This is a genomic window from Bradyrhizobium sp. HKCCYLRH2060 (assembly GCF_051168135.1).
Lineage (GTDB): Bacteria > Pseudomonadota > Alphaproteobacteria > Rhizobiales > Xanthobacteraceae > Bradyrhizobium.
In genome coordinates this window covers 25,551-51,453 of the sequence record NZ_JBNPUK010000008.1, presented here as the reverse complement: position 1 = coordinate 51,453, position 25,903 = coordinate 25,551, and the positions used below count along the sequence as shown (strand labels likewise).

General features: G+C 66.1%; 28 protein-coding genes and 1 tRNA gene. 6 read left to right on the top strand and 23 right to left on the bottom strand.

Features of this window, described 5'->3' with window-relative positions; all coding sequences use genetic code 11:
• Positions 1-151 precede the first annotated feature (151 nt).
• The 9 genes from ACQR10_RS17145 to ACQR10_RS17105 all read right to left on the bottom strand — a co-directional run bounded on the left by ACQR10_RS17145 (position 152) and on the right by ACQR10_RS17105 (position 7,198).
• Positions 152-1,033 (bottom strand): AraC family transcriptional regulator, encoded by an 882-nt coding sequence (locus ACQR10_RS17145; RefSeq protein WP_315805813.1) that lies wholly within the window; start codon positions 1,031-1,033, stop codon positions 152-154.
• Positions 1,034-1,134: 101 nt separating this feature from the next.
• The gene (locus tag ACQR10_RS17140; RefSeq protein WP_316217824.1) at positions 1,135-2,010 is read right to left on the bottom strand and encodes a class I SAM-dependent methyltransferase; all 876 of its coding nucleotides are present in this window, start codon (positions 2,008-2,010) and stop codon (positions 1,135-1,137) included.
• A 183-nt stretch (positions 2,011-2,193) separates the two neighbouring features.
• Positions 2,194-2,271, bottom strand: a tRNA-Pro gene (locus ACQR10_RS17135).
• Positions 2,272-2,496: 225 nt separating this feature from the next.
• Positions 2,497-3,060 carry a MerR family transcriptional regulator gene (locus ACQR10_RS17130; RefSeq protein WP_315805816.1) on the bottom strand — a complete coding sequence of 188 codons (564 nt, stop codon included), beginning with the start codon at positions 3,058-3,060 and terminating at the stop codon, positions 2,497-2,499.
• A gap of 132 nt (positions 3,061-3,192) precedes the next feature.
• Positions 3,193-3,549, bottom strand: a complete 357-nt coding sequence (locus tag ACQR10_RS17125; protein WP_315740211.1) for an integration host factor subunit alpha — start codon at positions 3,547-3,549, stop codon at positions 3,193-3,195.
• Between the two features lie 132 nt (positions 3,550-3,681).
• On the bottom strand, positions 3,682-4,656 hold the full coding sequence (locus ACQR10_RS17120; RefSeq protein ID WP_315805817.1) for a beta-ketoacyl-ACP synthase III: 975 nt from the start codon (positions 4,654-4,656) through the stop codon (positions 3,682-3,684).
• Positions 4,653-5,714, bottom strand: coding sequence for a phosphate acyltransferase PlsX (gene plsX / locus ACQR10_RS17115; RefSeq protein ID WP_315805818.1), 1,062 nt, complete (start codon positions 5,712-5,714; stop codon positions 4,653-4,655). Before plsX ends, ACQR10_RS17120 begins: the two co-directional genes overlap by 4 nt.
• A gap of 319 nt (positions 5,715-6,033) precedes the next feature.
• Positions 6,034-6,657, bottom strand: coding sequence for a YceD family protein (locus ACQR10_RS17110; RefSeq protein ID WP_316217823.1), 624 nt, complete (start codon positions 6,655-6,657; stop codon positions 6,034-6,036).
• Positions 6,658-6,661: 4 nt separating this feature from the next.
• Complete coding sequence (locus ACQR10_RS17105) at positions 6,662-7,198, bottom strand: ubiquinol-cytochrome C chaperone family protein (protein WP_315805820.1); 537 nt, start codon at positions 7,196-7,198, stop codon at positions 6,662-6,664.
• A gap of 129 nt (positions 7,199-7,327) precedes the next feature.
• Between ACQR10_RS17105 and ACQR10_RS17100 the strand changes: the two genes are divergently transcribed.
• From ACQR10_RS17100 to ACQR10_RS17090, 3 genes are all read left to right on the top strand, one after another.
• Complete coding sequence (locus ACQR10_RS17100) at positions 7,328-7,789, top strand: outer membrane protein assembly factor BamE (protein ID WP_315805821.1); 462 nt, start codon at positions 7,328-7,330, stop codon at positions 7,787-7,789.
• A gap of 156 nt (positions 7,790-7,945) precedes the next feature.
• Positions 7,946-8,953 carry a Bug family tripartite tricarboxylate transporter substrate binding protein gene (locus tag ACQR10_RS17095; protein ID WP_316217822.1) on the top strand — a complete coding sequence of 336 codons (1,008 nt, stop codon included), beginning with the start codon at positions 7,946-7,948 and terminating at the stop codon, positions 8,951-8,953.
• Positions 8,954-9,174: 221 nt separating this feature from the next.
• Complete coding sequence (locus tag ACQR10_RS17090; protein ID WP_316217897.1) at positions 9,175-10,257, top strand: DUF2336 domain-containing protein; 1,083 nt, start codon at positions 9,175-9,177, stop codon at positions 10,255-10,257.
• Between the two features lie 74 nt (positions 10,258-10,331).
• Here ACQR10_RS17090 and ACQR10_RS17085 read toward each other — a convergent pair whose 3' ends face one another.
• From ACQR10_RS17085 to ACQR10_RS17025, 13 genes are all read right to left on the bottom strand, one after another.
• Positions 10,332-12,452, bottom strand: coding sequence for a sodium-translocating pyrophosphatase (locus ACQR10_RS17085; protein ID WP_316181531.1), 2,121 nt, complete (start codon positions 12,450-12,452; stop codon positions 10,332-10,334).
• 202 nt (positions 12,453-12,654) lie between these two features.
• Positions 12,655-13,647: a thiamine-phosphate kinase gene (gene thiL, locus ACQR10_RS17080; RefSeq protein ID WP_316181533.1), complete on the bottom strand. Its 993-nt coding sequence runs from the start codon at positions 13,645-13,647 to the stop codon at positions 12,655-12,657.
• 238 nt (positions 13,648-13,885) lie between these two features.
• Positions 13,886-14,395 carry a transcription antitermination factor NusB gene (gene nusB, locus ACQR10_RS17075; protein WP_316217821.1) on the bottom strand — a complete coding sequence of 170 codons (510 nt, stop codon included), beginning with the start codon at positions 14,393-14,395 and terminating at the stop codon, positions 13,886-13,888.
• A gap of 1 nt (position 14,396) precedes the next feature.
• Positions 14,397-14,888 (bottom strand): 6,7-dimethyl-8-ribityllumazine synthase, encoded by a 492-nt coding sequence (ribH, locus tag ACQR10_RS17070; protein WP_316181537.1) that lies wholly within the window; start codon positions 14,886-14,888, stop codon positions 14,397-14,399.
• Between the two features lie 182 nt (positions 14,889-15,070).
• Entirely contained in the window at positions 15,071-15,679 is a 609-nt protein-coding gene (locus tag ACQR10_RS17065; RefSeq protein WP_316217820.1) for a riboflavin synthase, read from the bottom strand.
• Positions 15,679-16,830, bottom strand: coding sequence for a bifunctional diaminohydroxyphosphoribosylaminopyrimidine deaminase/5-amino-6-(5-phosphoribosylamino)uracil reductase RibD (ribD, locus tag ACQR10_RS17060; protein WP_316217819.1), 1,152 nt, complete (start codon positions 16,828-16,830; stop codon positions 15,679-15,681). The genes ACQR10_RS17065 and ribD overlap by 1 nt, the downstream gene beginning before the upstream one ends.
• Positions 16,827-17,312: a transcriptional regulator NrdR gene (gene nrdR / locus ACQR10_RS17055; protein ID WP_011927287.1), complete on the bottom strand. Its 486-nt coding sequence runs from the start codon at positions 17,310-17,312 to the stop codon at positions 16,827-16,829. The genes ribD and nrdR overlap by 4 nt, the downstream gene beginning before the upstream one ends.
• Positions 17,313-17,326: 14 nt before the next feature.
• Entirely contained in the window at positions 17,327-18,631 is a 1,305-nt protein-coding gene (glyA, locus tag ACQR10_RS17050; RefSeq protein ID WP_316181541.1) for a serine hydroxymethyltransferase, read from the bottom strand.
• Between the two features lie 186 nt (positions 18,632-18,817).
• Entirely contained in the window at positions 18,818-19,210 is a 393-nt protein-coding gene (locus ACQR10_RS17045; protein WP_316217818.1) for a hypothetical protein, read from the bottom strand.
• A 180-nt stretch (positions 19,211-19,390) separates the two neighbouring features.
• Entirely contained in the window at positions 19,391-19,612 is a 222-nt protein-coding gene (locus tag ACQR10_RS17040) for a hypothetical protein (protein WP_006612770.1), read from the bottom strand.
• A gap of 18 nt (positions 19,613-19,630) precedes the next feature.
• Positions 19,631-19,855 (bottom strand): hypothetical protein, encoded by a 225-nt coding sequence (locus ACQR10_RS17035; RefSeq protein WP_315805831.1) that lies wholly within the window; start codon positions 19,853-19,855, stop codon positions 19,631-19,633.
• A gap of 213 nt (positions 19,856-20,068) precedes the next feature.
• The gene (ldtR, locus tag ACQR10_RS17030) at positions 20,069-20,581 is read right to left on the bottom strand and encodes a transcriptional regulator LdtR (protein WP_008962376.1); all 513 of its coding nucleotides are present in this window, start codon (positions 20,579-20,581) and stop codon (positions 20,069-20,071) included.
• A 360-nt stretch (positions 20,582-20,941) separates the two neighbouring features.
• Positions 20,942-21,409, bottom strand: coding sequence for a DUF6163 family protein (locus ACQR10_RS17025; protein ID WP_315711435.1), 468 nt, complete (start codon positions 21,407-21,409; stop codon positions 20,942-20,944).
• Between the two features lie 221 nt (positions 21,410-21,630).
• Here ACQR10_RS17025 and hemB point away from each other — a divergent pair, with 221 nt between their 5' ends.
• From hemB to ACQR10_RS17010, 3 genes are all read left to right on the top strand, one after another.
• On the top strand, positions 21,631-22,692 hold the full coding sequence (gene hemB, locus ACQR10_RS17020; protein WP_315805832.1) for a porphobilinogen synthase: 1,062 nt from the start codon (positions 21,631-21,633) through the stop codon (positions 22,690-22,692).
• Positions 22,693-22,878: 186 nt separating this feature from the next.
• On the top strand, positions 22,879-23,412 hold the full coding sequence (locus ACQR10_RS17015; protein ID WP_316217817.1) for an RDD family protein: 534 nt from the start codon (positions 22,879-22,881) through the stop codon (positions 23,410-23,412).
• Positions 23,413-23,503: 91 nt separating this feature from the next.
• Positions 23,504-24,280: an arginyltransferase gene (locus tag ACQR10_RS17010; RefSeq protein ID WP_315720511.1), complete on the top strand. Its 777-nt coding sequence runs from the start codon at positions 23,504-23,506 to the stop codon at positions 24,278-24,280.
• An 82-nt stretch (positions 24,281-24,362) separates the two neighbouring features.
• On the opposite strand, the gene ACQR10_RS17005 is transcribed toward ACQR10_RS17010, so the two are convergent.
• Positions 24,363-25,745 (bottom strand): Nramp family divalent metal transporter, encoded by a 1,383-nt coding sequence (locus tag ACQR10_RS17005; protein WP_316181545.1) that lies wholly within the window; start codon positions 25,743-25,745, stop codon positions 24,363-24,365.
• Between the last annotated feature and the right edge of the window lie 158 nt (positions 25,746-25,903).

Here is a 25,903-nt window from a genome sequence, read left to right as displayed (position 1 = left end):
GTTAACGGACACGGCCGCTCGTGGTTCCCGGATGGGAGCTGGAACCGCTCCAAAGGAGGCCGCTCTCCCCCTCAGAGCCCCCTTCCTGGCGGAACTCAAGGTTGAGAAGGCTCCTGGCTGCAGGTTTTAGGATGGATCCGGCCGCCGGGCGCTATTTCAGCGGCAGGAACAGGTCCGCAGCCGTCTCGTGCTCGGGAACCTCCGGGAAGAAATTCAGCCGCTGGCAATAGATCGGGAAGTCACGCACCTCCTCGCCGCTGGCTGGAAGCCAGTCGCGATAGAGGAACAGCGCGGCGGGCTCCAGATTGTGGGTGTTGCCGACGACGCGCAGCACGGCGCAGCGTCCTCCGGGGATCACGCCGGCTCTGATCGTCGCGTCGTCCGTCTCGACCGGCTGATCGGTCCCGACACAGAGATCCACGCTGTAGTCGGCAGGCGAAGCGGGGCGCCGCTCGGAGCGCCAGACCGTGAAGGTCGGATGGGTCCTGGGGTGCAGGCCGGCCGCCTTGCGCCAGGCGATGAAGCGCTGGATGGTCGCGCCGAGCGTCGCCGGGTCGCCGCGATGCTCCATGATCGCCACCGGCGTGGCCGGCACCTCGCGAATCGTCACGTCGTCAGGGGTATAGGTCGTCCGCATCAGCTTGCTCCTCGCGTCGTCGAGAGGCCCGAAGGCCGCAAGCCACGGCTCCCAGTCGGGAGATTTCCGGAACGAAGACGGCGATTGCCCGAACCGTTGCCGAAAGGCGCGGGCGAAGGCGTCCGGCGCATCGTAGCCGGCCTCCATCGCGACCTCGGTGACGCTTTGGGCATCGCTGTAGGCCAGCTGATAGGACGCCCGCTTCATGCGGGCGAGCTGGATGTAGCGATGCACTGATAGACCGAAGGTCGCCGTGAACTGCCGGTGGAAATGATATTTCGAGTAGGCTGCGATGCTGCTCAGCGCGTCCAGATCGAGATCATCCTCCAGATGCCGGTCGATATGATCCAGCACCCGCTGCATCCGCGCATGGTAGTTTCGCAGCGCCGCCTTCATCGTTCCGTGCTCCGTGGCGGCATCAGCTAAGCGCAGGCGGGCATGACGCGCTCGACCGATCTTGCGGCTTTGTCACGGGGTTCAGCGATCAAGACCGCCTTTCACGGATCGACGGCCGTCACTGTCCAGAACGAGGCGGGCACCATGACGCCCGCGCCTCTGGCGTAGCGCGCCAGCGCCTTCCTCACGGCGGCCGTCGCGGCCTCCGTGGCCTCGGTCGGCTGCCCCGCCACCGCACGGCCGGCGGGCCCGATCGCGAGCGCCGTCTGCACCGCGCTGTCGAGGCCGGCGCCCGCGCCGACGTCGAGTGCGATGTCGTGACGCTCCAGCCGGATGCGGCGCAGCCCGGCATCGGTCATCACCTTCTCCATCCACTCGGGAGCACCGAACGCGAAATCGTCCGGCGCGTGCGGCGGCAATCCCGGCAGCTTCGGCACGTGGTCATAGGCCGCCTGCAGCGGCTCCAACGCCCACGGGTTGTCGCGCAGCTCGCCCCAGCAGGCAAACGCGACGCGCCCTTCCGAATGCAGCGCATTGCGGATGTTGAGCACGGCGCGCACCGGATTGGCGAAGTACATGACGCCGAGCCGCGAGATCACGAGATCGGCGCTGGCGGCCTTGAAGTGGTGCACCATGGCGTCGCCCTGCACGAAGCTCACCGGCGCCTCGGCCGGGGCGAGTTCGTGGGCCGCGGTCAGCATGGCCGCGGAGACGTCGAGGCCGAGCACGCTGCCGCCTGGGCCGACCTTCTCGGCCGCCGCGATCAAGGTCGCGCCGCAGCCGGAGCCGATGTCCAGCACCCGCTCGCCCGCCTGGATCGCCGCGCGCTCCAGCAACGCCTCCTGCACCGGCACCAGCATCGCATCGATCTCGGCGCGGCGCGCGACCCAGCGCCCGCCGCCCGCACCGTTCCAGAAGGCGATCTGCTCGGCGTTCTCGAAATGCCCAAAGGAGGTGTCGGCGATGGCGGCGTCCATGCGGGAAATCTCGACAACAAAGGTCACAAATGAAACGAGCCGGCTCGATCAGCGTCCAGCAGGCCCTGTTCGGGAGTTTAGGGGGCGGTCTGCGGCTTGAAAAGCCAGTCTCACGGACAAAGCGGTCGCGGCAGGGGCACGCAAAAACGCATCGGCCGATGTCAAATGCAGCGATTTGAGAAATGGTCGGAGCGGCGGGATTCGAACCCACGACCCCTAGTCCCCCAGACTAGTGCGCTAACCGGGCTGCGCCACGCTCCGATGGCCGTTCCTGTAGCCGTGATCCGAGCCCGATGCAAGGCACGGCGGGTGGGTTTCCTTGGGGGGCATGGGGCTGCCAGATTGAACGGAGACCGGGGACCCCCACCCCCAACCCCTCCCCGCAAGGGGAACGGGAGCGCAGCCGACCTGCGGCTCTCGGGGTGGGTTACAACGCGGGATCACCGGCCGTGCCCGGCGAATTCTCAGTGACGCGCGCTGCGCACCTCAGACGTCCTTCATCGCGCGGTCGAGCAGCGCGCGGCAGTCGAGCAGGTCCTTGAGCACGCCCTGGAGCTTGTCACGCTCCTCCGGCTTCATCCCGGCGCGGGTGGGCGGGCCGACGCGGAAGGTGTCGAGGATGTCGTCCTCGGTGTCGACGAAGCGGAAGTCGATGCCCTCCTCGTCGGAAGCCTCCTCCTCCTCGTCCTCCGATTCGACCTCGGCCTCGCCGATCGGCTCCTCTTCCATCATCGCTTGGCCGAGGGTCTCCTCCATCGCGCCGAACGAGACCGCGGCGGAGCTGTCGGCCAGTCCCTGGACCGACTTGACGCCGTGCTCCTTGAGGATCCGCTGCACCCCCTTGATGGTGTAGCCTTCGCCGTACAGCAGGCGGCGGATGCCCTTGAGCAAATCGACGTCGTCGGGCCGGTAATAGCGCCGGCCGCCGCTTCGCTTCATCGGCTTGATCTGGGCGAACCGCGTCTCCCAAAACCGCAGCACGTGCTGCGGGATGTCGAGCTCCTGCGCGACCTCGCTGATCGTCCGAAACGCATCCGGCGCCTTGTCCAAATGCCCGTTCCCCTTCGACCGTGCTGCCAAGAAAGTGGGAGACTACGCTGATTCGACTGGACGAACTGCACGCGGGACGAAGGTAACGCGTCGATACGGCCTCGCCGGACGATGCGGCGGGCTAGCCCGGCCCTATTCCGGCTCGGCGCCGAACTCGGCGCTAGCCTCGCCGTTCATCTTGCCGTTGCCCTGCTGGCCGTTGATGCGCTGCTTGAGGATCGCGGACGGCTTGAACACCATGACCCGCCGCGGCGAGATCGGCACTTCCGTGCCCGTCTTCGGGTTACGTCCGATGCGCTGACCCTTCTTGCGCACCATGAACGACCCGAACGACGATAGCTTGACCGTCTCGCCGCGCTCGAGGCAGTCGGTGATCTCCTTCAAGACCAGCTCGACGAACGCAGACGACTCCGTCCGCGACAGCCCCACCTTCTGGTAGACTGCCTCGCAGAGATCGACGCGTGTGACTGTTTTTCCGGTTCCCGCCATCGCCTGCCCCAAACTCTCGGCGAATAATTCGCTCCGGAAATTAAGAGGTTAAGCGGCGGTGGTCAACAGCAGCGTGAATAGAAGTACGGGCCCTCATGCCGATCTAAGGCGTAATCCCGCCGCGCGGCAGGCTCACCAGCGCACCAAAGCCGAGCCCCAGGTGAAGCCGCCACCCATCGCCTCCAGCAGAACCACGTCGCCCTTCTTGATGCGACCGTCCTTGACGGCCACGTCGAGCGCCAGAGGGATCGAGGCAGCGGAGGTATTTCCATGCCGATCGACCGTCAACACCACCTTCTCCGGCGCGATGTGCAGCTTGTGCGCCGAAGCATCGATGATTCGCTTGTTGGCCTGGTGCGGCACGAACCAGTCGATGGTCTCGGCCGACAGGCCGGTGGCATCGAAGGCGTCGACGATCACGTCGGTGATCATGCCGACCGCGTGCTTGAACACCTCGCGGCCTTCCATCCGCAGATGCCCGACGGTCTGGGTCGAGGACGGTCCGCCATCGACATAGAGCTTGGCCTTGTGGCGACCATCGGACCGCAGGTGAGTCGTGAGCACGCCGCGATCGGCCGAGGTCCCCCCCTGCTCCTGAGCGTCGAGGACCAGCGCGCCGGCGCCGTCGCCGAACAGCACGCAAGTGGTGCGGTCGTTCCAGTCGAGGATGCGCGAGAAGGTCTCGGCGCCGATCACCAGCGCGCGCTTGAACTGGCGGCTGCGCAGGAAATTATCCGCGGTCGCGAGCGCATAGACGAAGCCCGAGCACACCGCCTGCAGGTCGAACGCCGCGCCATGATGGATGCCGAGGCCGTTCTGCACCGCCACGGCCGTCGCCGGAAAGGTGTTGTCCGGGGTCGAGGTGCCCAACACGATCAGATCGATTGACTGCGGATCGACATCGGCCGCGGCCAGCGCGGCACGGGCCGCGTTGATCGCGAGATGCGAGGTGAATTCGCCGTCGGCTGCGACGTGGCGCTCACGAATGCCGGTGCGCTGCACGATCCACTCGTCGGAGGTCTCGATGCGGCTTGCCAGCTCGGCATTGGTCACGACCCGCTGCGGGAGGTAGGAGCCACAGCCGAGCACGACCGAACGAATTGTCACGAGACAGCCTCCTGGGCGACGGGTTCGGACGCCGGTGCGCCGCCGTCGGGATTGAGTGTTTGATTGATCTTGGTCAGGAGATCGTAGCGGGCCATCTCATAGCCAACCCTGACCGCCGAGGCAAAGCCCTCGGCATCGGTTCCGCCGTGGCTCTTGACCACCATCCCCTTGAGCCCGAGCACCACGCTGCCGTTGGATTTGCGCGGGTCGAGCCGGGCCCGCAGGGCGGCGAACGCGCCGCGTGCCAACACGTAGCCGATCCGGGCCAGCAGACTGGCCTGGATCGCGCCGCGCAGGAAATCCGTGACCTGGCGCACCGTGCCCTCGGCCGTCTTCAGCGCGATGTTGCCGCTGAAGCCCTCGGTCACGACCACGTCGGCGGCGCCCTTGCCGATGCCGTCGCCCTCGACGAAGCCGATATAGTCGAGCTGCGGCAGGTTCATCGCGCGGAGCTGCTCGGCCGCCTCGCGGATCTCCTCATGGCCCTTGATCTCCTCGACACCGATGTTGAGGAGGCCGACGGTCGGCCTGGGCTTGTTGAACAGCACGCTCGCCAGCGCGCCGCCCATCACTGCCAGCGCGACGAGGTGGTGGGCGTCGCCGCCGATCGTCGCGCCGAGGTCGAGCACCACCGATTCGCCGCGCGCAGTCGGCCAGATCGCGGCCAGAGCCGGCCGGTCGATCCCGTCCAGCGTGCGCAGGCAGAAGCGCGCCATCGCCACCAGCGCGCCGGTGTTGCCTGCGGACACGGCGACGTCGGCCTCTCCCTTCTTCACCGCCTCGAGCGCGAGCCACATCGACGACGTCTTGCGGCCGCGCCGGAGCGCCTGGCTCGGCTTGTCCTCCATGCTGACGGCGACATCGGTGTGAACGACGCGCGAGACTGCCTTCAGCCGCGGATGCCGGTCGAGTTCGGGAACGATCTTGGCACTGTCGCCGAACAGCAGAAACTCCGCATCCGGATGGCGGCTCAGCGCGATCGCGGCACCGGGGATGACGACGGCCGCGCCGAAATCCCCGCCCATGGCGTCCAGCGCGATTCGAACCTTTTGAGGCATGACGTCCCGGAAACCTGATCTCGAGCTTTGTCTCGTCTTGGCCGTGATTTGGTTGGCCGTGTTTGGCGGTCGTTCAGAGGCATTGCGCGGCCGATGGACAGGCCAGAGGCCGTCCGGGCCTTTTCGTCGCACCCCGACCCGGGCGCGACAATAGCGTCTCTCCGTGTCGAAACAACCTCCCGGGAGCGATGCATTTTGCAACCGCCGCGCCGGTCCGGGACCGGTAGCGCCCCGTCTTTTCGTTCGAAATCAGCGGCTTGAGAGAATTTTGACAAGCTTTGTGACAGGATCGCGCGGCAGCGGCCTGCACAATTGCGCGTCAATCCTCACCCGTTTTCTTCGCTTTGACCGCGCCCGGCCCGACGGCATCTGCCGGCTTCAGCGCCTTCAGCGCGGCGAAGGGATGGTCCGCCGGATCGGAGGCCTCGGCGGGCTGCTCGAACACCGCGCCCGGTTTGCGCGGATACGGATCGATCCCCAGGAACAGCGCGTCGGCGGCGAGCCGGCCGAGGTCGATCTGCCCACCGACGATCGGCTCGGGCGGATCGGCCGTCTCGACCTCGCTGTTCGGGTCGTCCTCGACCAGGTCGGCAAGCTCCGGAATCTGCTCCGGCGGGGCAAACATCTGGTCGATCGGCTCGTCGATCTCGGTCTCGATCGGATCGAGCGTGACGACGCAGGTCTGGCCGATCCGGGCGCGCACCCGGCCCTCGACATGCACCTTGCCGTCACGCTTCAGGGCCACGTCGAACGAGGCTTTGGCCGAAAGCACCTCGCGCAGATCGGCGATCTCTGCCAACGCCCGGCGCGTGGCCGGATCGGCCTCGATCTCGCGATGCATGCCGGCGTCCGGGATTTGCGCCACGATCACCGGCGGCGCGCGCCAGGGGTCCTTGGAAGGGTCTCGCGCCGTTTCGCGCGACGTGTCTCTGTCTCTGGTCATGTCGCTAGTCCTGCTGAACCGGCCGCGGGAAGCTCCAGCCGGCGCCGAGCAGCCTGTTGTCGTCGAGGGCGGCGAGGTCGGCCGCCACCCGGGCCGCATAGGCGGCAAGTCCGGCCGCGCTGTCGGGATGCTCGCCGTTCAAGATATTCTTCTGCAGCGCCTCCGCCAGCCGGGCCTCGCTCTCCGACCAGGCCAGATCATAGGCGGCGGTGCGGCCATAGAACGCCTCGCCGAACTTCTGCATGCGCTTCGGAACGGTCAGATCACCCACCCCCATCTCGCGGAGATTGTCGTCCATGTCGTCGCAGAACCGGTCGAACAGGGCCTGCGACAGCGCCGACCCCACCCCGCGCAGCCGCCGCAGCACCAGCCAGAGGTGCAGAATCAGCAGATCGAACCGTCCTTCCACCGTGTCAGGGACATTCAAGTGTCTATAAAACAACGGGTCTCGGGTTTGTGCCACGATCGCGCCATAGATCGGCTCGATGGTCCCGCGCGGGGACGGTCGGGATTTCCTGAGATGGTTGAATGGCCAGAGCATGACGGTTCCGCGGTCGAGTTTCCCTGACCCTGTTCAGGGGCATGTTGCAATCCGCAAGTTTGCCCGGTACGTCAACGCCCTGCCCGACGCAAGGGGACGGGATCCGATCTGAAGAAGATGACCCAGACAATGCGAACGACTGCCCGCCTGCTCACCCGTGGCCTGAGCCCCCGTCTGCGCACCCTTGGTGCGATCGCGCTGACCTGTCTGGCGCTCGGCGCCTGCACCGGCGAGCAGTTCCAGAAGGGCTACATCATGCCGCCGGGCGCGCTGGAGCAGATCCCGATCGGCGCCAGCCAGGACCAGGTGCTGATCGTGATGGGCACGCCATCGACGGTGGCGACGCTCGACGGCGAGGTGTTCTACTACATCTCGCAGCGCGCCGAGCGCCCGGTCGCCTTCATGAACCAGAAGGTGGTCGATCAGCGCGTCATCGCGATCTATTTCGACAAGAACCGCCAGGTCCGCCGGCTCGCCAATTACGGCATGAAGGACGGCAAGATCTTCGACTTCGTCAGCCGCACCACGCCGACCTCCGGCCAGGAGCTCAGCTACCTGACGCCGCTGTTCAAGCTGCTCAGCTTCAACTGATCCCGACCCGATCGCCGCAGCCCGGAATATGATTCCGGGCCACGGCACAAAGCCGGACCGCTGCGCTGATTGGCGCAGCCCGTGCGCAATTCGCCGGCTTGCTCTGGCGCTGCAATCTTCCCTACCCTGCTGGAAAACATCAGCAGGGAGGAATCATTGGCTCATCGCATCGCGCTGTCGCGCCGCAAGCTCTTGTCCGGCGCCGCGGCGCTGTCCACCGCCGCCATCCTGCCGCGCGCGAGTCTCGCCGACTGGCGCCCGACCGAGACGATCAAGCTGATCGTGCCCGCTGCGCCCGGCGGCAGCACCGACGTCATGGGCCGGCTGCTCGCGGCGCATCTGCAGACCGCCTGGGGACAGTCGGCCGTGGTCGAGAATCGCTCCGGCGGTGGCGGCACGATCGGCGCCGCCGAGGTCGCGCGCAACACCAAGGGCGACGGCCATACGGTCCTGATCGGCAACCCCGGTCCGAACGCGATCGCCTATTCGATCTTCCGCAACCTCGCCTACAAGCCGGATCAGTTGCAGGCGGTCTCCAACATGATCCGCATCCCCAACATCGTCTCGGCGCATCCCTCCACCGGCATCAAGTCGATTCCCGAGCTGATCGCCTATCTCAAGGCCAATCCCGATAAGCTCAACTACGCCTCGTCCGGCGTCGGCCAGAGCCCGCATCTCACCGGCGCATGGTTCCTGCAGCTCACCGGGCTGAAGATGACGCACATCCCGTTCCGCGGCGCCGGCCCGGCGCTGCAGGCTGCCCTGGCGGGCGACGTCCAGATCCTGTTCGACAATCTGTTTCCGTCATTGCCGCAGGTCCAGGAGGGCAAGCTCACCGGCTTGTGCGTGACGACACCGGAGCGCAGCGCCAACGCGCCGGAGCTGCCGACGATGCGCGAGAGCGCGCCGGAGCTCGCCAAGTTCGACGTGTCGTCCTGGTTCGGCGTATTCCTGCCCAAGGCCTGCCCGCCGGAGATCGTCAGCGCGCTCAACCTGCAGGTCAAGGCGATGCTGGAGCGCGAGGACATCGCCAAGAACATCGCGGCCATGGGCGCGCGGGCCGACTACGGCACGCCGCAGCAGTTCGGCGACTTCGTCCAGGCCGAGACAGCCAAATTCGCCTCGATCATCCAGAAGGAAGGCCTGCAGATGGATGTGCAGTAGCCCTCGGAGCCCGGCCGGCCACGTCGCAGCGGAGTATTGCAACACGGCTCGTGGTGTAACGGCACCTTAAGCGGGATGGTGCGATAGATGGCGGCCGCGCGCCTTTGATCTGGTCCTGAGATACCGTCAAGCGGATGCCTGGCCGACCACCTTCGCGTGGATGCGGTCCGAGCACCGTCCGAGGGGCAGGCGCCGGCGATGTCCATCGCATGAGCCGTGCCTTGCCCAACGACGTCCTCCACCAGCTCGAAGACATTCTCGCCAGCCGCTACGTCTCGCGGCGCGCGGAGATTCTGGAGCGCGTCACCGACCTGTTCGTCTTCGGTTCGGGCAAGTTCAACGAAGAGCATGTCGATCTGTTCGACCACGTGCTGTTCAAGCTGCTCGACAACGTCGCCATTGCGGCGCGGGCGCAGCTCGGCAGCCGGCTCGCGGGGCTGCCCGACGCACCGCTACGCCTGCTCCGACTGCTCGCGAGCGACGAGACGATCGCGGTGGCAGGTCCCGTGCTGCGCCAGAGCGATCGGCTCGACGAGGAGACCCTGGTCGCGACCGCGCAGACCCGGGGCCAGGAGCATCTGCTCGCGATCTCCGACCGCAAGATCCTGACCGAGTCCGTCACCGATGTTCTGGTCGATCGCGGCAATCAGGCCGTGGTGTCGAACACCGCCAACAATGGCGGCGCGCGCTTCTCCGATCACGGCTTCTCCGGCCTGGTGACGAAGGCGTCCGACGATCCCAACCTCGCCTTGAAACTCTGGAGCCGGCCCGACAGTCCGCGCGAGGTGCTGGTGCGGCTGTTCGTCGAAGCCTCCGACGCGGTGCGCAGCCAGCTCGCCAGCGCCGACGCGGCGCGCGCCGAGATCGTCGAACGCGCCGTTGCGCAGGCATCGGACCAACTGCAGGCGGCAGCGCGGACGCGCTCGGCCGATTTCGTCACCGCCAAGGACTATGTCGAGCTGCTGCACGCGACCGGCCAGCTCCACGAGGCGCAACTGCACGGTTTCGCCAAGGAAGGCAGCTTCGACAAGGTCACGCTGGCGCTGGCGCTGATGTGCAAGCTGCCGCTCGACGTGGTCGAGCGCGCCTTCGTGCGCAAGCAGCCGGACCAGCTCCTGGTGCTCGCCAAGGCGCTGGACCTGTCCTGGGTTACGACGACGACGCTGCTGTTCATGCAGGCCGGCGCCAGCGGCAGCGCACGCCCACAGCTCGATCAGCATCTGGCGAGCTTCTCGCAGATGCAGCCGCGAACCGCTCAGAGCACGTTGCAGTCGTATCGCACGCGGCAGCGCGCAGCCGAGTAGCAAACAACACAGTCTCATGAAAAACCCCGCGGCTCACGCCGCGGGGTCTTTATTCGTCAGGACAATTGCTCCGCTCAATGCGCGAGGATCGCGAGCAGCAGCAGGGCCACGATGTTGGTGATCTTGATCATCGGGTTCACGGCAGGGCCGGCCGTGTCCTTGTAGGGGTCGCCGACGGTGTCACCCGTCACCGCCGCCTTGTGGGCATCCGAGCCCTTGCCGCCGAAGTGGCCGTCCTCGATGTACTTCTTGGCGTTGTCCCAGGCGCCGCCGCCCGAGGTCATCGAGATCGCCACGAACAGGCCGGTGACGATGACGCCGAGCAGCATGGCGCCGACGGCGGAGAACGCCGCCGACTTACCGGCCGCGCCGCCGCCCGCGATCGCGTAGATCAGGAAGTAGACGACGATCGGCGACAGCACCGGCAGCAGCGAGGGGATGATCATCTCCTTGATCGCCGCCTTGGTCAGCAGGTCGACAGCCTTGCCGTAGTCCGGCTTGTCGGTGCCCTGCATGATGCCCGGCTTCTCGCGGAACTGCCGGCGCACCTCCTCGACGATCGCGCCGGCGGCACGGCCGACCGCGGTCATGCCCATCGCGCCGAACAGATATGGCAGCAGGCCGCCGAACAGCAGGCCAACCACGACGTAGGGGTTGTTCAGCGAGAAGTCCGGCTTGATGCCGGCGAAGTAAGGATGCTTCGCGGAGTCGGCGATGAAGAACTGCAGGTCCTGGTTATAGGCCGCAAACAGCACCAGCGCGCCGAGACCGGCGGAGCCGATCGCGTAGCCCTTGGTGACCGCCTTGGTGGTGTTGCCGACCGCGTCGAGCGCGTCGGTCGACTTGCGGACCTCCTTCGGCAGGCCGGCCATTTCGGCAATGCCGCCGGCATTGTCCGTGACTGGACCGAAGGCGTCGAGCGCGACGATCATGCCGGCCAGCGCCAGCATCGTCGTGGTCGCGATCGCGATGCCGAACAGGCCGGCGAGGCTGTAGGTGACCAGGATGCCGGCGATGATCACGATCGCGGGCAGCGCGGTCGATTCCATCGAGATCGCGAGGCCCTGGATCACGTTGGTGCCGTGACCCGTGACCGAGGCCGAAGCGATCGACTTCACCGGGCGGAAGTCGGTGCCGGTGTAGTATTCGGTGATCCAGATGATCAGGCCGGTCACGACGAGGCCGACGACACCACAGACGAACAGCGCGGTGCCGGTGTAGTCGACGCCATCGAGCTTGCCGAAGCCGATCAGCCACGCAATGGCAATCGCGACGCCGGCGAGCGAGAGCACGCCGGTCGCGATCAGGCCCTTGTACAGCGCGCCCATGATCGACTGGCTGGCGCCGAGCTTGACGAAGAAGGTGCCGGCGATCGAGGTGATGATGCAGATGCCGCCGATGGCGAGCGGCAGGGTCATCATGTTGGCGAGCAGCGATGACTTGGCGAAGAAGATCGCAGCCAGCACCATGGTGGCGACCGCGGTCACCGCGTAGGTCTCGAACAGGTCGGCGGCCATGCCGGCGCAGTCACCGACGTTGTCGCCGACGTTGTCGGCGATGGTCGCGGGGTTGCGCGGATCATCCTCGGGAATGCCGGCTTCGACCTTGCCGACGAGGTCACCGCCGACGTCGGCGCCCTTGGTGAAGATGCCGCCGCCGAGACGGGCGAAGATCGAGATCAGCGATGCGCCGAAGCCGAGCGCGACCAGCGCGTCGATCACGGTGCGGCTGTCGGGCGCGAGCTTCATGAAGCCGGTGAGAACGCCGAAGTAGATCGTGACGCCGAGCAGCGCCAGACCCGCGACGAGCAGACCGGTGATGGCGCCGGCCTTGAAGGCGAGCTCGAGGCCGCCTGCGAGCGAGGTGGTCGCAGCCTGCGCGGTGCGGACGTTGGCGCGCACCGACACGTTCATGCCGATGAAGCCGGCGGCGCCGGAGAGGATCGCGCCGATCGCAAAGCCGACCGCCACGAGCATGCCGAGGAAATACGCAAGGAGCACGAAGATCACGACGCCGACGATTCCGATCGTCGTATATTGGCGGCGGAGATAGGCCTGCGCGCCCTCACGCACGGCCGCCGCAATTTCCTGCATGCGCGCATTGCCGGCGTCCGCACCCAGGACCGATGAAGTGGCCCAGATCGCATAGACGATCGACAGCGCTCCGCAGAGCACGATCACCCATAAAGCTGACATTTAGTTTCCTCGGCTCTTTGCTTTTTTGAACTACGTCACGCCGCGATGGTGCGACGCACGCCCCCTATCAGGCCGCTCCGGGCGGAGCCGCCTCGAACATCATGAAGCTTGCCAAAATCGCCATGATGACGCAACGCCGCGACGCCTGAACCGCTCCAAATTCAGACGCTTCTTTGGTCGCATTGTGCGGTGCAAATAGGTGTCAGAAGTGGCTGAAGGACAAACGCGTCAGTGTGACGGGACGGCCCTGCCCGTCCAGGAAGCGCGGGGCTCGCGCCCCTTCGACGATGGCGCCGATGTCCGTGACGGCAACGCCCGCCGTCTCGGCTGCAGCACGGAACGCTGCGCATCGCGCTGCGGGAACAGTGCAGAGGATCTCGTAATCGTCGCCGCCCGAGATCATGCTTTCAAGCTGCGCGGCCCCGACAGCAAGCAGCTTCGCCGCTGCCGGCGATCGTGGAATGTGGGACAGCGCGATGTCGGCGCTCACGGAAGAGGCGGCGCAGAGCTTGGTCAGGTCGCCTGCGAGGCCATCAGAGACGTCCATCGAGGCGGTCGCACAGTCTCTCACGGCCGCCGCCAGTGCATTGCGCGGCTGCGGCGTGCGATAACGACCGATCAGCATATCCCGCGCGGCGGGATCGTCGGCCAGCGCCGTAGCCTCGGCTGTACCCGTCAGCATGCGCAGACCGAGCGCGGCATCACCGATCGTCCCGGTGACCATGACCCGGTCGCCGGGACGCGCGCCGAAGCGATGCACCATCCGGCCCCTGGGCACCCGCCCCCAGGCCGCAATCGAGATCATCACGGGACCGGGCGTCGACACGGTGTCGCCGCCGAGCAGCGGACAGCCGAACGCGGCGGCGTCCTCGCCGAGGCCACGCGCGAACTGCGTCAGCCAGGCGTCGTCCTTCTCGCGCAGCGCGAGCGTCAGGACGAAGCCAGCGGGCACGGCGCCCTTGGCGGCGAGATCGGACAGGTTCACCCGCAGCGCCTTGCGCGCGATGGTGTCGGGGGGATCGTCGGCGAGATAATGGACGCCTTCGACGATGGCGTCGGTCTTGACGACGATGTCGTCCCCATCGGCGGGAATGATCGCAGCGTCGTCGACGAGACCGAACGCGCCGGGGTCGGTCGCCAGCGGCTTGAAATAGCGGGCAATGAGGGAGTCTTCGCCGGAGGGGTTTTGGGTCACAGCCCCCCTCCCCGCTCTCCGCTGTCATCGCCCGGCTTGCGGCCTTCGCTAAAGCTTCGGCGCGCCCTTGCATTCGTCGCCGCGCCGGAGCCGATAGACGAAGGCGGGACCGGGCGATCCAGTACGCCGCGCTCGTCTCTGGAATGCTGGATCACCCGCTTTCGCGGGTGATGACAGTCGAGGAAAGACACTGGCATCGCACCGGTTCGCAGCGATCGTGCTCCGGCGCCCCCCATCGCTACTTCGGCCCCATCTCGTCGCCGCGGTATTGCCGGGCGAGTTGCTCCAGCACGGCGTTGACCATGCCGGTCTCGTCGCGCTCGACGAAGGCATGGGCGATGTCGACATATTCGGACACGACGACCTTGGCCGGCACGTCCTTGCGCCGCTCCAGCTCATAGGCGCCGGCGCGCAGCACGGCGCGCAGGATCGCCTCGATCCGCTGCAGCGGCCAGCCGCGCTCCAGCGCCGCGTCGAGCACCGGATCGATCTTGGTCTGGTCGCGCACCACGCCGGAGACGATGTCACGGAAGAAGGCAGCCTCCGCCGGCAGATACTGCTCGCCCTCGACCTCGTTGCCGAGCCAATGGCTCTCGAACTCGGCCAGCACGTCGTTGATGCCGGCGCCAGCAATGTCCATCTGGTAGAGCGCCTGGACGGCGGCGAGCCGCGCCGCGCCACGGCGGTTGGCCTTGCGGTCGCCGGCACGGACCGGGCCCTTGAACGGTCTGTTGCTGCTCTCGGCCATGTCAGCCTCGCGCCAGACGGCGTTTGATGCGCAGCACGGCAAGCGCGGCGCGGGCGGCATCACCGCCCTTGTTCATCTCGGAGAGGCGGGCGCGCGCCCACGCCTGGTCCTCGTTGTTGACGGTGAGGATGCCGTTGCCGAGCGGCAGGCCGCGCGCCACCGACAGATCCATCAGGGCTCGCGAGGACTCCTGCGACACGATCTCGAAATGGATGGTGTCGCCGCGGATGACGCAGCCGAGCGCGATCGCCGCATCATAAGGCTTGCCGTTCTTGGCGGCAGCATCGAGCGCAATGGCAATAGTCGCCGGAATCTCCAACGAGCCGGTGACGGTGAGAACATCATAGCCCACGCCCGCCGCCTTCAGCTCGGCGGTGGCGCCCTCCAGCAGGGCGTCCTGAAGGTCGTCGTAGAAGCGGGCCTCGACGATCAGCGCCCGGGCGCCGGAGATGTCGGTCTGGTCTTTGAGCGGCGCGCGCCGTGCGTCTGCCATGGTTCTGTTTCCATTGTCTTCAGGTGCCTCGCCCCAAGGGAGCGGCGATCCGGCCGCGTCGCGAAGGGCGAGATGAAATCGGCCTCATGCCGCGAGACGACACATCGGCGCCTCCTCGCCACGAGGGCTGGCCTTGTAGGCGCGGGCGCCCGCAAAGCCAAGACGGAAAGCCCCCTTCGAGGCTACTTCATTTCCGTGAGGCGCGCGGCATAGCGCGCCATCAGGTCGACCTCGAGATTGACCTCGCTGCCGGCCTGCCAGGACGACAGCGTCGTGACCGACAGCGTATGCGGAATGATCAGCACCGAGAAGGCCAGTTCGTCGACGGTGTTGACCGTGAGCGAGACGCCGTCGAGGGTGACTGAGCCCTTGGTGGCGATGAAGCGCGCCAGATCCCGCGTTGTCTTCAGCACGAACCGCGCCATATCCGGCAGGTCGTCGCGGCTGACGATGGTCGCGATGCCGTCGACATGGCCTGCGACGATGTGGCCACCGAGCTCGTCGCCGATCTTCAGGGCCCGCTCGAGGTTCAGTTTTGTGCCGACGCGCCAGTGCTTGGCCGTGGTCAGTGCCAGCGTCTCCGCGGCGGCGTCGACCTCGAACCAGGTCGTCCCATCGGTGACGCCGGACTGCACGACCGTGAGGCAGACGCCATTGTTGGCGATGGATGCGCCATCGGCGATGCTGGCCTGGTCATAATGGCAGGCAATGCGCAGCCGGTGCAGCTTGCCCTCGGTCCGCGGCGTCAGGCTGGCGATCTCGCCGATGTCGGTGACGATGCCGGTAAACATTACGCGCGCTCGTAAATCGTAAGGGTGTCGGGATCGAGCGTTTCGCTAGCACGAACGCGATAGGCCGGCGACTGCGTGATTGCGGTCAGCGGCAATGCGTCCAGCGCAGCGATGCCGTCGGCCCCGATCTCGCCGGGACCGCGCAGCAGCCAGATTTCATCGACCAGGCCACTCGCCATGAAGGATGAGGCGACGCGGCTGCCGCCCTCGATCATCAGGCGGGTGATGCCCTTCTCAGCCAGCGCCTTGAGCACGGCGGGGGGCTCCAGCGCCGAGGGCTCGGCCTGCGGCGGCACGCGGATCACCTGGGCACCGGCAGCACCGAGCTTGGTCGCCGCCGCGGGCTCGGCAAGCGCTGACGCGACCATCCAGAGCGGCGTGGTTCGCGCTGATTGCACCAAACGGCTGGTCATGGGCAGCCGCAGCATCGGATCGAGCACCACGCGCACCGGCGAGCGGGCCTCCATGCCGGGCAGCCGGCAGGTCAGCAGCGGATCATCGGCGATCGCGGTGCGCACGCCGATCAGGATCGCGTCACTCTGGGCACGCAACATATGCACGCGCGTCCGCGCCGCCTCGCCGGTGATCGCGACCGGCTTGTTGCCCGCGGCTGCAATCCTGTCGTCGGCCGAGACCGCAAGCTTCAGGATCACATGCGGCCGGCCATCGCGGATGCGCCGGAAATGGCCAGCATGATCGCGCTTGGCGTCCGCCGAGCAGAGGCCAACTTCAACCTGGATACCGGCAGCGCGGAGCTTGGCATGCCCCTGCCCTGCGACCTCCGGATTGGGATCCTCGATCGCCGACACGACGCGGCTGATTCCGGCTGCGATGACGGCGTCCACGCAAGGCGGCGACTTGCCGAAATGCGAGCATGGCTCCAGCGTCACATAGAGTGTGGCGCCCTTCGCGGCCTTGCCGGCGCGATTCAAGGCCTCGGGCTCGCCATGAGGGCGTCCACCGGGCTGGGTCCAACCGCGGCCGATGATGACGCCGTCCTTGACCACGACGGCGCCGACCGCCGGGTTAGGCCAGGTCCGCCCCTGCCCGCGACGGCCGAGCGACAGCGCGAGCTGCATGAAGCGGCGGTCGGCGTCCTTCTGCGCCTTCAGCTTCTCGCCGACCTGGTCGACCAGGACCCGGAAGATCATTTGCGGACCGGCGCCAGCCGCGGCGTCTCGTCCTCGGCCGAGAGCTCGCCGAGCACGGCCTCGAAGTCCTTGGCCTCCCGGAAATTGCGGTACACCGAGGCGAAGCGGACATAAGCGACGTCGTCGAGATCGCGCAGATGCTCCATCACGATCTCGCCGATCGCCTCCGAGGACACCTCGGACTCGCCGCCGCTCTCGAGCTCGCGCACGATCGCCGAGACCATCTTCTCGACCCTTTCAGGATCGACCGAGCGCTTGCGCAGCGAGATCTGCACCGAGCGCATCAGCTTGTCGCGATCGAACGGCACGCGGCGGCCATTGCGCTTGATGACGGTGAGTTCGCGCAGCTGCACCCGCTCGAAGGTCGTGAAGCGGAAGTTGCAGGTGACGCAGACCCGCCGCCGCCGGATCACCGAGGAATCCTCGGTGGGGCGGGAGTCCTTCACCTGCGTATCGAGGCTGTTGCAGCTCGGGCAGCGCATCGTGGCTTCAAGCCTTACTGATAGATCGGGAACCGGTCGGTCAGCGCCTTCACCTTCGCCTTGACCGCAGCTTCCACCAGCGGCGCGCTGCCGTCCGGCGCCTGCGCGATCGCGTTCAGCACCTCGGCGATCAGGCTGCCGACCTGCTGGAATTCAGCGACGCCGAAGCCACGGGTGGTCGCGGCCGGCGTACCGAGTCGCAGGCCGGAGGTGACGAACGGCTTCTCGGGGTCGAACGGAATGCCGTTCTTGTTGCAGGTGATGCCGGCGCGGACCAGCGCCTTCTCCGAGACGTTGCCCTTCAGGCTCTTCGGCCGGAGGTCGACCAGCATCAGATGGTTGTCGGTGCCGCCGGAGACGATGTCGAAGCCCTGGGCGCGCAGCGATTCCGCCAGCGCCTTCGCGTTCTCGACGATGTTCTTCGCGTAGACCTTGAACTCGGGCCGCAGCGCCTCGGCAAAGGCCACCGCCTTGGCCGCGATCACGTGCATCAGCGGGCCGCCCTGCAGGCCCGGGAAGATCGCCGAGTTGAATTTCTTGGTGAACTGCTCGTCGTTCCACAGGATGAGGCCGCCGCGCGGACCGCGCAGCGACTTGTGCGTGGTGGTCGTGGTGACGTGAGCGTAGGGCACCGGGGAGGCATGGACGCCACCCGCAACGAGACCGGCGAAGTGCGCCATGTCGACCAGCAGATAGGCGCCGACGCTGTCGGCGATCTCGCGGAAGCGCTTGAAATCCCACGGGCGCGAATAGGCGCTGCCGCCAGCGATGATCAGCTTCGGCTTCACTTCCTCGGCCTGCCTGGCGACCGCATCCATGTCGATCAGGTGGTCGTCGCGGCGCACGGTGTAGTGCGCGGCCTTGAACCACTTGCCGGACATGTTGACCGGCGAACCGTGGGTCAGATGGCCGCCGGCGGCGAGGTCGAGGCCCATGAAGGTGTCGCCGGGCTGCAGCAGCGCCAGGAACACCGCCTGGTTCATCTGGCTGCCCGAGTTCGGCTGGACGTTGGCGAAATTGGCGCCGAACAGCTTCTTGGCGCGGTCGATCGCGAGGTTCTCGGCGACGTCGACCCATTCGCAGCCGCCATAATAGCGCGCGCCCGGGTAGCCCTCGGCATACTTGTTGGTCATCACCGAGCCCTGGGCTTCCAGGACCGCGCGGCTGACGATGTTCTCCGAAGCGATCAGCTCGATCTCGTGTCGTTGCCGACCGAGTTCACCCTTGATGGCGGCAGCGATCTCGGGATCGGCCTCGGCCAGGGTGGCGGAGAAGAAGGAATCGACTGACGAGGCGGGCTTGGCGCTGGAAGCGGTCATCGGCGGAATATCTCCACGTCCGCAAGGCCTTGGGCGGCCGGCGGTCGGTTCAGTGAAGGCGGTCGGAAAAGACCCCTGCCCTTACCATACGGGCGGCGGCAGGCCAAGGGACAGACCAAGCGGTTGCGGGTCAAACCGGATATTTGCGCCAGATATGGTGGACGGCCGCTGGAGCAAGCCCCCTGCTCAGGCCCCGCCACAGGAGTGCCAGCTTTCCGACATCTGCCAGGTTTTCTTGGTCCGGAGATTGGTCGCCTTGTAGATTCGTCCCCGGTCATCGCCGGGCGGGCATTTCTTCGGCTTCCAGACGGTGCAGAGCCGCACGGGATCGCCCAGTTTGGAATGCGCGACGGCAGCATTCCATGCCGAGTCGATCTGCTCGGCGCCGTTCTGGTACAGCACGTGGACGCCCTGATCCATCTGGGGCTCACCATACTCGTCGAGCTTGAACGGGGTCGGCGACAGCGGCTCATCGAACCGACCAGCAATTTTCGTGATCGTCGTCTCCGCGCAGGCTCCAACTCTGGCCAGCGCTTCTCGACTGTTCGGTCCCTTCTGGGGCCAGACCGTCTCAGCCATGCTCCTCGTGGGCAGACTCAGCTCGCCGCACGCGAAGGCCAAGAGTCCCACCGTGGCAATAACTCGGGACACCAAACGCATCGATCCCCCAAAAATAAACAACCTGCATGAAACCTGACGGTCTCATACAGGTTGTCGGTATCATGAGGCAAGCGCGCGAGCCATCGCGCGCCGATGACATCAGAGGCCGGTGTAGCCGGCCTTCACCGGATCGACGCGGCCGTCGAGCTGGCGCAGGTAGGTCAGGCCGCACACCGTGAGACGATGCGGGTCACGCTCGCCGGCTTCGAACAAGGTCTGGATGTAGGCGCTGACCTTGCGCCGCGCTTCCTCGCTGGCCGCCGCGGTGCGGTTCGCCAGCAGGTCGTAGGTATGCATGATCCGATCGATGGCAGCTTCCATATCATCCCCTCTTGATGGTTAGGCCGCAGAGGCCATCTCGAACATCGAGATCGCCTTGTTCGCGAGTCTGAGCTTGTTGAATTCTCCGCGGTGAATCAGCTGTACGATCATGTCGACGAGCTGCTCGTTCGGCGTGATCGTATCTGTCATCGCCCCCGACAGCCGCAGGTAGTTGGCCGCGATCGCATAGGCGTCGCTCACCAGCTCCACGTTCATGACCTGCATTCCGTAATCGTGCAGCATCACCCGACCTCCGCGGGAGACAAGTCCGAGAGGCGATATTGGTTCCAGTTCGGAGTGGATGTTTTTCGCAACAGCGAACGAAGTGAGCCACGACAAAAGAAAAAAGCGCCGGCCCAGCAGGGGCCGACGCAAGGTCGAACTCAGAGGATCGAGGGCTGTCCGGGCTTGGCTCTCGATATCTGAGGCCGGATCAGCCGAAACGATGAAGCCGGCTCAGAGACGATACAGGATCTGGTCGGTCCAGAACCGCTCGAGGCGGTGCAGCGACTTGTTGAGCGTTGAGAACTCCTCGCTCGAAATGCCGCCGACCTGCTCCACGGTCTTGACGTGCTTCTGATACAGCGAGTCGACGATGCGGCGGATCTCCTGGCCCTGGGGGGTCAGGCGGATGCGGACCGAGCGGCGATCGACGCGCGAGCGCTGGTGATCGAGGAAGCCGAGCTCGACGAGCTTCTTCAGGTTGTAGGAGACGTTGGAGCCGAGATAGTAGCCGCGCGTGCGCAGCTCGCCCGCGGTCAGCTCCTTGTCGCCGATGTTATAGAGCAGCAGCGCCTGGACCGAATTGATGTCGGAACGACCACGGCGGTCGAACTCGTCCTTGATGACGTCGAGCAGGCGGCGATGCAGCCGCTCCACCAGCGTCAGAGCTTCCAGATAGAGCGACTGGACGGTGCCGCCCTGGCCCGGCGCAGCAGTCTCCACGGCCGTCGCAACGGCTTTCATCATGACACTTCCCCTGTCGTCGTTTTTGTCGACTTATTCGACGAAACTTTTGTCCCGTCTGATAGAACGAACTTAAGGGGCGTGCTTTGAAGATCGCCTTAAATAAGAGCATAAAGAGAGAATGAATCGCGGAGAGTGAATCCTCTTTTAATCCAGTGATTACAGGGGCTTTTGCAAGGGTCCGTTGACCGACGACGGGCAATGTTCGCGCTCTGTTTCACCCCCCTGTCACATTCCAAAACAGGTGCAGTTCCCACCGCTAAGGTCTGTGTAACGGCTGTGGCAGGCGCTCTTAAGGTGTTCGAAACATTACTTGCATCGCGCTGAGAGGATTTACAGCGTGCAACGAATTTTCCTCACCACCTACGGTGGCCGCTCGCGGGCCGCCATCCAGGCCAGCACGAGGTAGGCGGCGAGCATGATCGCCTCGCCCGCGACCACCAGCAGATTGCCGCCATAGATGCCGGGGAACATCAGCTCGATGACCGCCATCGACACGACCGTGGTGAGCCACACCACCGCGCCCCACGGCGTCGCCAGCCACAGGCCGACCGCGGCGACGAGCTCGATCACCGCGAAATAGACCGTCGCCGCCTGCCAGGCCATCGCCTGGTTCTCGAACGCGTCGTCCTCGCCGCCGATGAAGCCGGTCACCTGGGCCCAATGATAAAGGCCCTTGGCGATCGAGAGCATGGCCATGACCCGCAGGAACAGCACCAGCCGCCGCGTCCAGACATTGTCGTCGCTCTCGCGCCGATCCGAGGACATGGCGGCAATCGACATGGCGGCGTTGTCACGCGCCAGATCTCGCGCCGAGGGAATCTCAGCCATGGCAGCTCGAGCAGAACAGGCAGGTCGTCATTGGGGCCTCTCAAGACCAGGAGCATGGCGATTCTTGGCCGGCCGGCACCGTGAAATCAACCGGGCCGGAAATCAACCGGGCCGCTTGCGTCAGGTCAAGTGACGGGCGGCGGCCGAAGTGCTACAGATTGTTGGAATTACAACAAATCAAATCCTCCGGCTCGCCGGCCAGCTCAAGGAGCCAGCACCCCATGGCGATCAAATTCGGGCGCCCGATCGACCTGCGCGACACCGCGCGCAACCCGGCCACTGCACCGACACCGGCGCTCGATCTCACCATCCGCCCCCGCCGCAACCGCAAGGCCGAGTGGGCGCGTCGGCTGGTGCGGGAGAACGTGCTCACGACGGACGATCTGATCTGGCCCCTGTTCGTGGTGCAGGGCGATCGGACCCGCAGCACGGTCGCATCGATGCCGGGCGTGGAAAGGCTCAGCGTCGACGAGATCGTCCGCGATGCCGAACGCGCCGCCAAGCTCGACATCCCCTGCATCGCCCTGTTCCCCTACACCGAGCCGTCGCTGCGCGACGAGCACGGCTCCGAGGCCTGCAACCCGGACAATCTGGTTTGCCAGGCGGTGCGCGCGATCAAGAAGGAGTTTCCGGAGATCGGCGTGCTCTGCGACGTCGCGCTCGATCCGTTCACCAGCCACGGCCATGACGGCTTGATCCGGGACGGCCGCATCCTCAACGACGAGACGGTCGCGGTGCTGGTGCGCCAGGCCCTCGTGCAGGCCGAGGCCGGTTGCGACATCATCGCGCCGTCGGACATGATGGACGGCCGGGTCGGCGCGATCCGCCAGGCGCTGGATCAGGCCGGCTTCCTCGACGTGCAGATCATGGCCTATGCGGCCAAATATGCCTCCGCCTTCTACGGCCCGTTCCGCGACGCGATCGGCTCGGCCAAGACGCTCACCGGCGACAAGCGCACCTACCAGATGGACAGCGCCAACTCCGACGAGGCGTTGCGCGAGGTCGAGCTCGACATCGCCGAGGGCGCCGACATGGTGATGGTGAAGCCGGGCATGCCCTATCTCGACGTCGTCAGGCGCGTGAAGGACACCTTCAGCATGCCGACCTTCGCCTATCAGGTGTCGGGCGAATACGCGATGATCGCGGCGGCCGCCAACAATGGCTGGATCGACGGCGACCGGGCGATGATGGAGAGCCTGCTCGCCTTCAAGCGCGCCGGCGCCGACGGTGTGCTCACCTATTTCGCCCCGCAGGCTGCCGAGCGGCTGCGGCAGCAGCGCTGAGCGGGCGCCTCGGGATCTGGGTCTGCGGCGGTCTTCCGGGCGCGCCGACTATGGGCGCGCGCCGGCTTACAAGCGGGCTTGCAAATCGCGAAATCGCCGGAAATTTGCCGCGCCCCATGCACGAACGGCTCTTGCAAGCGGAAGTGGGGTTCCCATGTCCTCTGAGCCAATCCGGAGGGCAGATTCATGGCGTATATGGGTTCAGGCGATAGCAATGGCGGTGCCGGTACCCGGCCGCACGCCTACGACCCCTATCAGCAGCCGGAATTGTTTCGCGGTGTGCTGACGCGGCGGATGATTGCATTCCTGATCGATCTCTTGGTGCTCTCCGTCCCGGTGATCCTGGCGGTGATCTTCATCGCCGTGTTCGGCCTGGTCACGCTGGGCCTCGGCTGGGCGTTGTTCTGGCTGGTGTCGCCGGCCTCGGTGATCTGGGCGATCGTCTACTACGGCGCCACGATCGGCGGCCCGAGCTCGGCGACGATCGGCATGAGGGTGATGGATCTGGAGCTCCGGACCTGGTACGGCGCGCCGGGCTACTTTGTGCTCGGTGCCGTGCATGCGGTCTGCTTCTGGATCTCGGTCTCGGTGTTGTCGCCGCTCGTGCTGCTGATCGGACTGTTCAACGGCCGCCGCCGGCTGCTGCACGACTTCGTGCTCGGCACCGTCGTGATCAACACGTCGGTGCGCTCGCAGCTGGTTGAACCGGCTCGCACGTGATGAGACGTCAGGTGGCGCAGCAAAAGCGATTGACCGGCCGCCTCCGGAGCGCAATTCTGTTGATGATCGCCTCGGAGGCTCACGACGTTCCTTGACCCAGCATTCGCGTGACACCCCGCAATTCTACCTGACCGCGCCATCGCCCTGCCCGTATCTGCCGGGCCGGCAGGAGCGCAAGGTGTTCACGCATCTGGTCGGCGACAAGGCGACCGATCTCAACGACCTCCTGACCCATGGCGGCTTCCGCCGCAGCCAGTCGATCGCCTACCGGCCGGCCTGCGACCAGTGCCGCGCCTGCGTGTCCGTCCGCGTGATCGCCAACGAATTCCGCCCCTCGCGCAACTTCCGCAAGGTGCTCGCGCGCAATTCCGATCTGGTCGGCGAGCAGCGCAGCGCGGTGCCGACGTCGGAGCAATATTCGATCTTCCGCGGCTATCTCGATCAGCGCCATCGCCATGGCGGCATGGCCGACATGACGGTGCTCGATTACGCAATGATGGTCGAGGACAGCCATGTCGAGACGCGAATCATCGAGTATCGCCGCCGCAATCTGAGCAACGGTCCGAACGCCCGCGGTGGCGAGCTGGTCGCGGTGGCGCTGACGGACGTGCTCAGCGACGGCCTGTCGATGGTGTACTCGTTCTTCGACCCGTCGGAGACCACGCGCTCGCTCGGCACCTTCATGATCCTCGACCACATCGCCCGGGCGCGGCGCCAGGGCCTGCCCTACGTCTATCTCGGCTACTGGATCGAGGGCTCGAAAAAGATGGACTACAAGAGCCGCTATCTGCCGCAGCAGCGGCTCGCGGCGGCCGGATGGCTCCGCGTGGATGCCGAGGGCGACACCGCGCCGGAGCCGCAGGAATGAAGAAGCGAATGGCGAATAGGGAGTAGCGAATAGGGATTTGAACGACCGCTATTCGCTACTCTCTATTCGCTACTCGCCTCCATCAACCTATCGCCAGATCCCACACCAGCTTGGCATTGAGCGCGATGATCACCACCGCGATCAGGCTCGCAATCGCCGTCAGCCAGCGCGGCGCCACGAACTGCCCCATCTTGGCGCGGCTCGCGGTGAGCAGCACCAGCGGTACGATGGCGAACGGCAGTTGCAGGCTGAGCACGACCTGACTGAGGATCAGGAGCTGCCCGGTCGCCTTCTCGCCGGCCCAGATCGTCACCACCACCGCCGGCACGATCGCGATCATGCGCGTGATCAGCCGGCGCAGCCAGGGCGCGATCCGCCAGTGGAGGAAGCCTTCCATCACGATCTGGCCGGACAGGGTCGCGGTGATCGTCGAGTTCAGGCCGCAACACAACAGCGCGATTGCAAACAGCGTCGGTGCCAGCGTCGATCCCAGGAGCGGCGCCAGGAAGGAATGCGCCTGGTCGAGCTCGGCCACGTCGCGCTGTCCGGTACGGTGGAACGTTGCCGCCGCCAGGATCAGGATCGAGGCGTTGATCGTCAGCGCCAGGCACAGCGCGATGGTGGAATCGATCGTGGAAAGCGTGATCGCCTCGCGCTTGTCCTCCGGGCTGTCGCCGTAGCCGCGCGTCTGGACCAGGCCCGAATGGAGATACAAATTGTGCGGCATCACGGTCGCGCCGAGAATGCCGAGCGCCAGATAGAGCATCTCCGGATTGGCGATCAGCTGACCGCTGGGCACGAAGCCCTTCACCACCTCGGCCCAGTCGGGCTCGGCCATCGCGATCTGGATCGCGAAGCACAGCGCGATGATGCCGAGCAGCGCGACCACGAAGGCCTCGATCCAGCGAAAGCCGAACGCCTGCAGCGCCAGGATCAGGAAGACATCGAGCGCGGTGACGCAGACGCCGATCGACAGCGGCAGCCCGAACAGCAGGCTGAGACCGATCGCTGTGCCGATCACCTCGGCGAGATCGGTGGCGGTGATCGCGATCTCCGCCGACAGCCACAGCGGCACCGAGACCCAGCGCGGGGTGGAGTCGCGACAGGCCTGGGCGAGGTCGCGGCCGGTGGCGACGCCGAGCCGCGTGCAGAGCGACTGCAGCACGATCGCCATCAGGTTGGACAGCAGCGCGACCGAGAGCAGGACGTAGCCGAATTTGGAACCGCCGGCGAGCGACGTCGCCCAATTGCCGGGGTCCATATAGCCGACGGCGACAAGGTAACCGGGTCCGAGAAAGGCCAGCAGCTTCCGCCAGAGCGACCCTTTTGTAGCGGTTCGTACCGTCGCGAACATGTCGCCGAGCGACGGATCGCCGCGCTCGCCGCGCCAGCCTGCGTTCATCAGGCGGTCGCTCGGCGGAACCATGGCGTGCAGTTGCGAAAGGTCTGACGATTTTGCGTCCATGGCATCATCCTGGACGAAACCGAGCTTTAATGCAACTTATTTGCAAGTGCGTCTCCCGCCTATGGCTGCGCCTCGCAGAGAGGCTAGAAATCCTCCGATACCGCTTCATCATCGCGAGAGCCTGTTGCTGCCGATTCGCGCGCGGCCCTCGCGGCGTG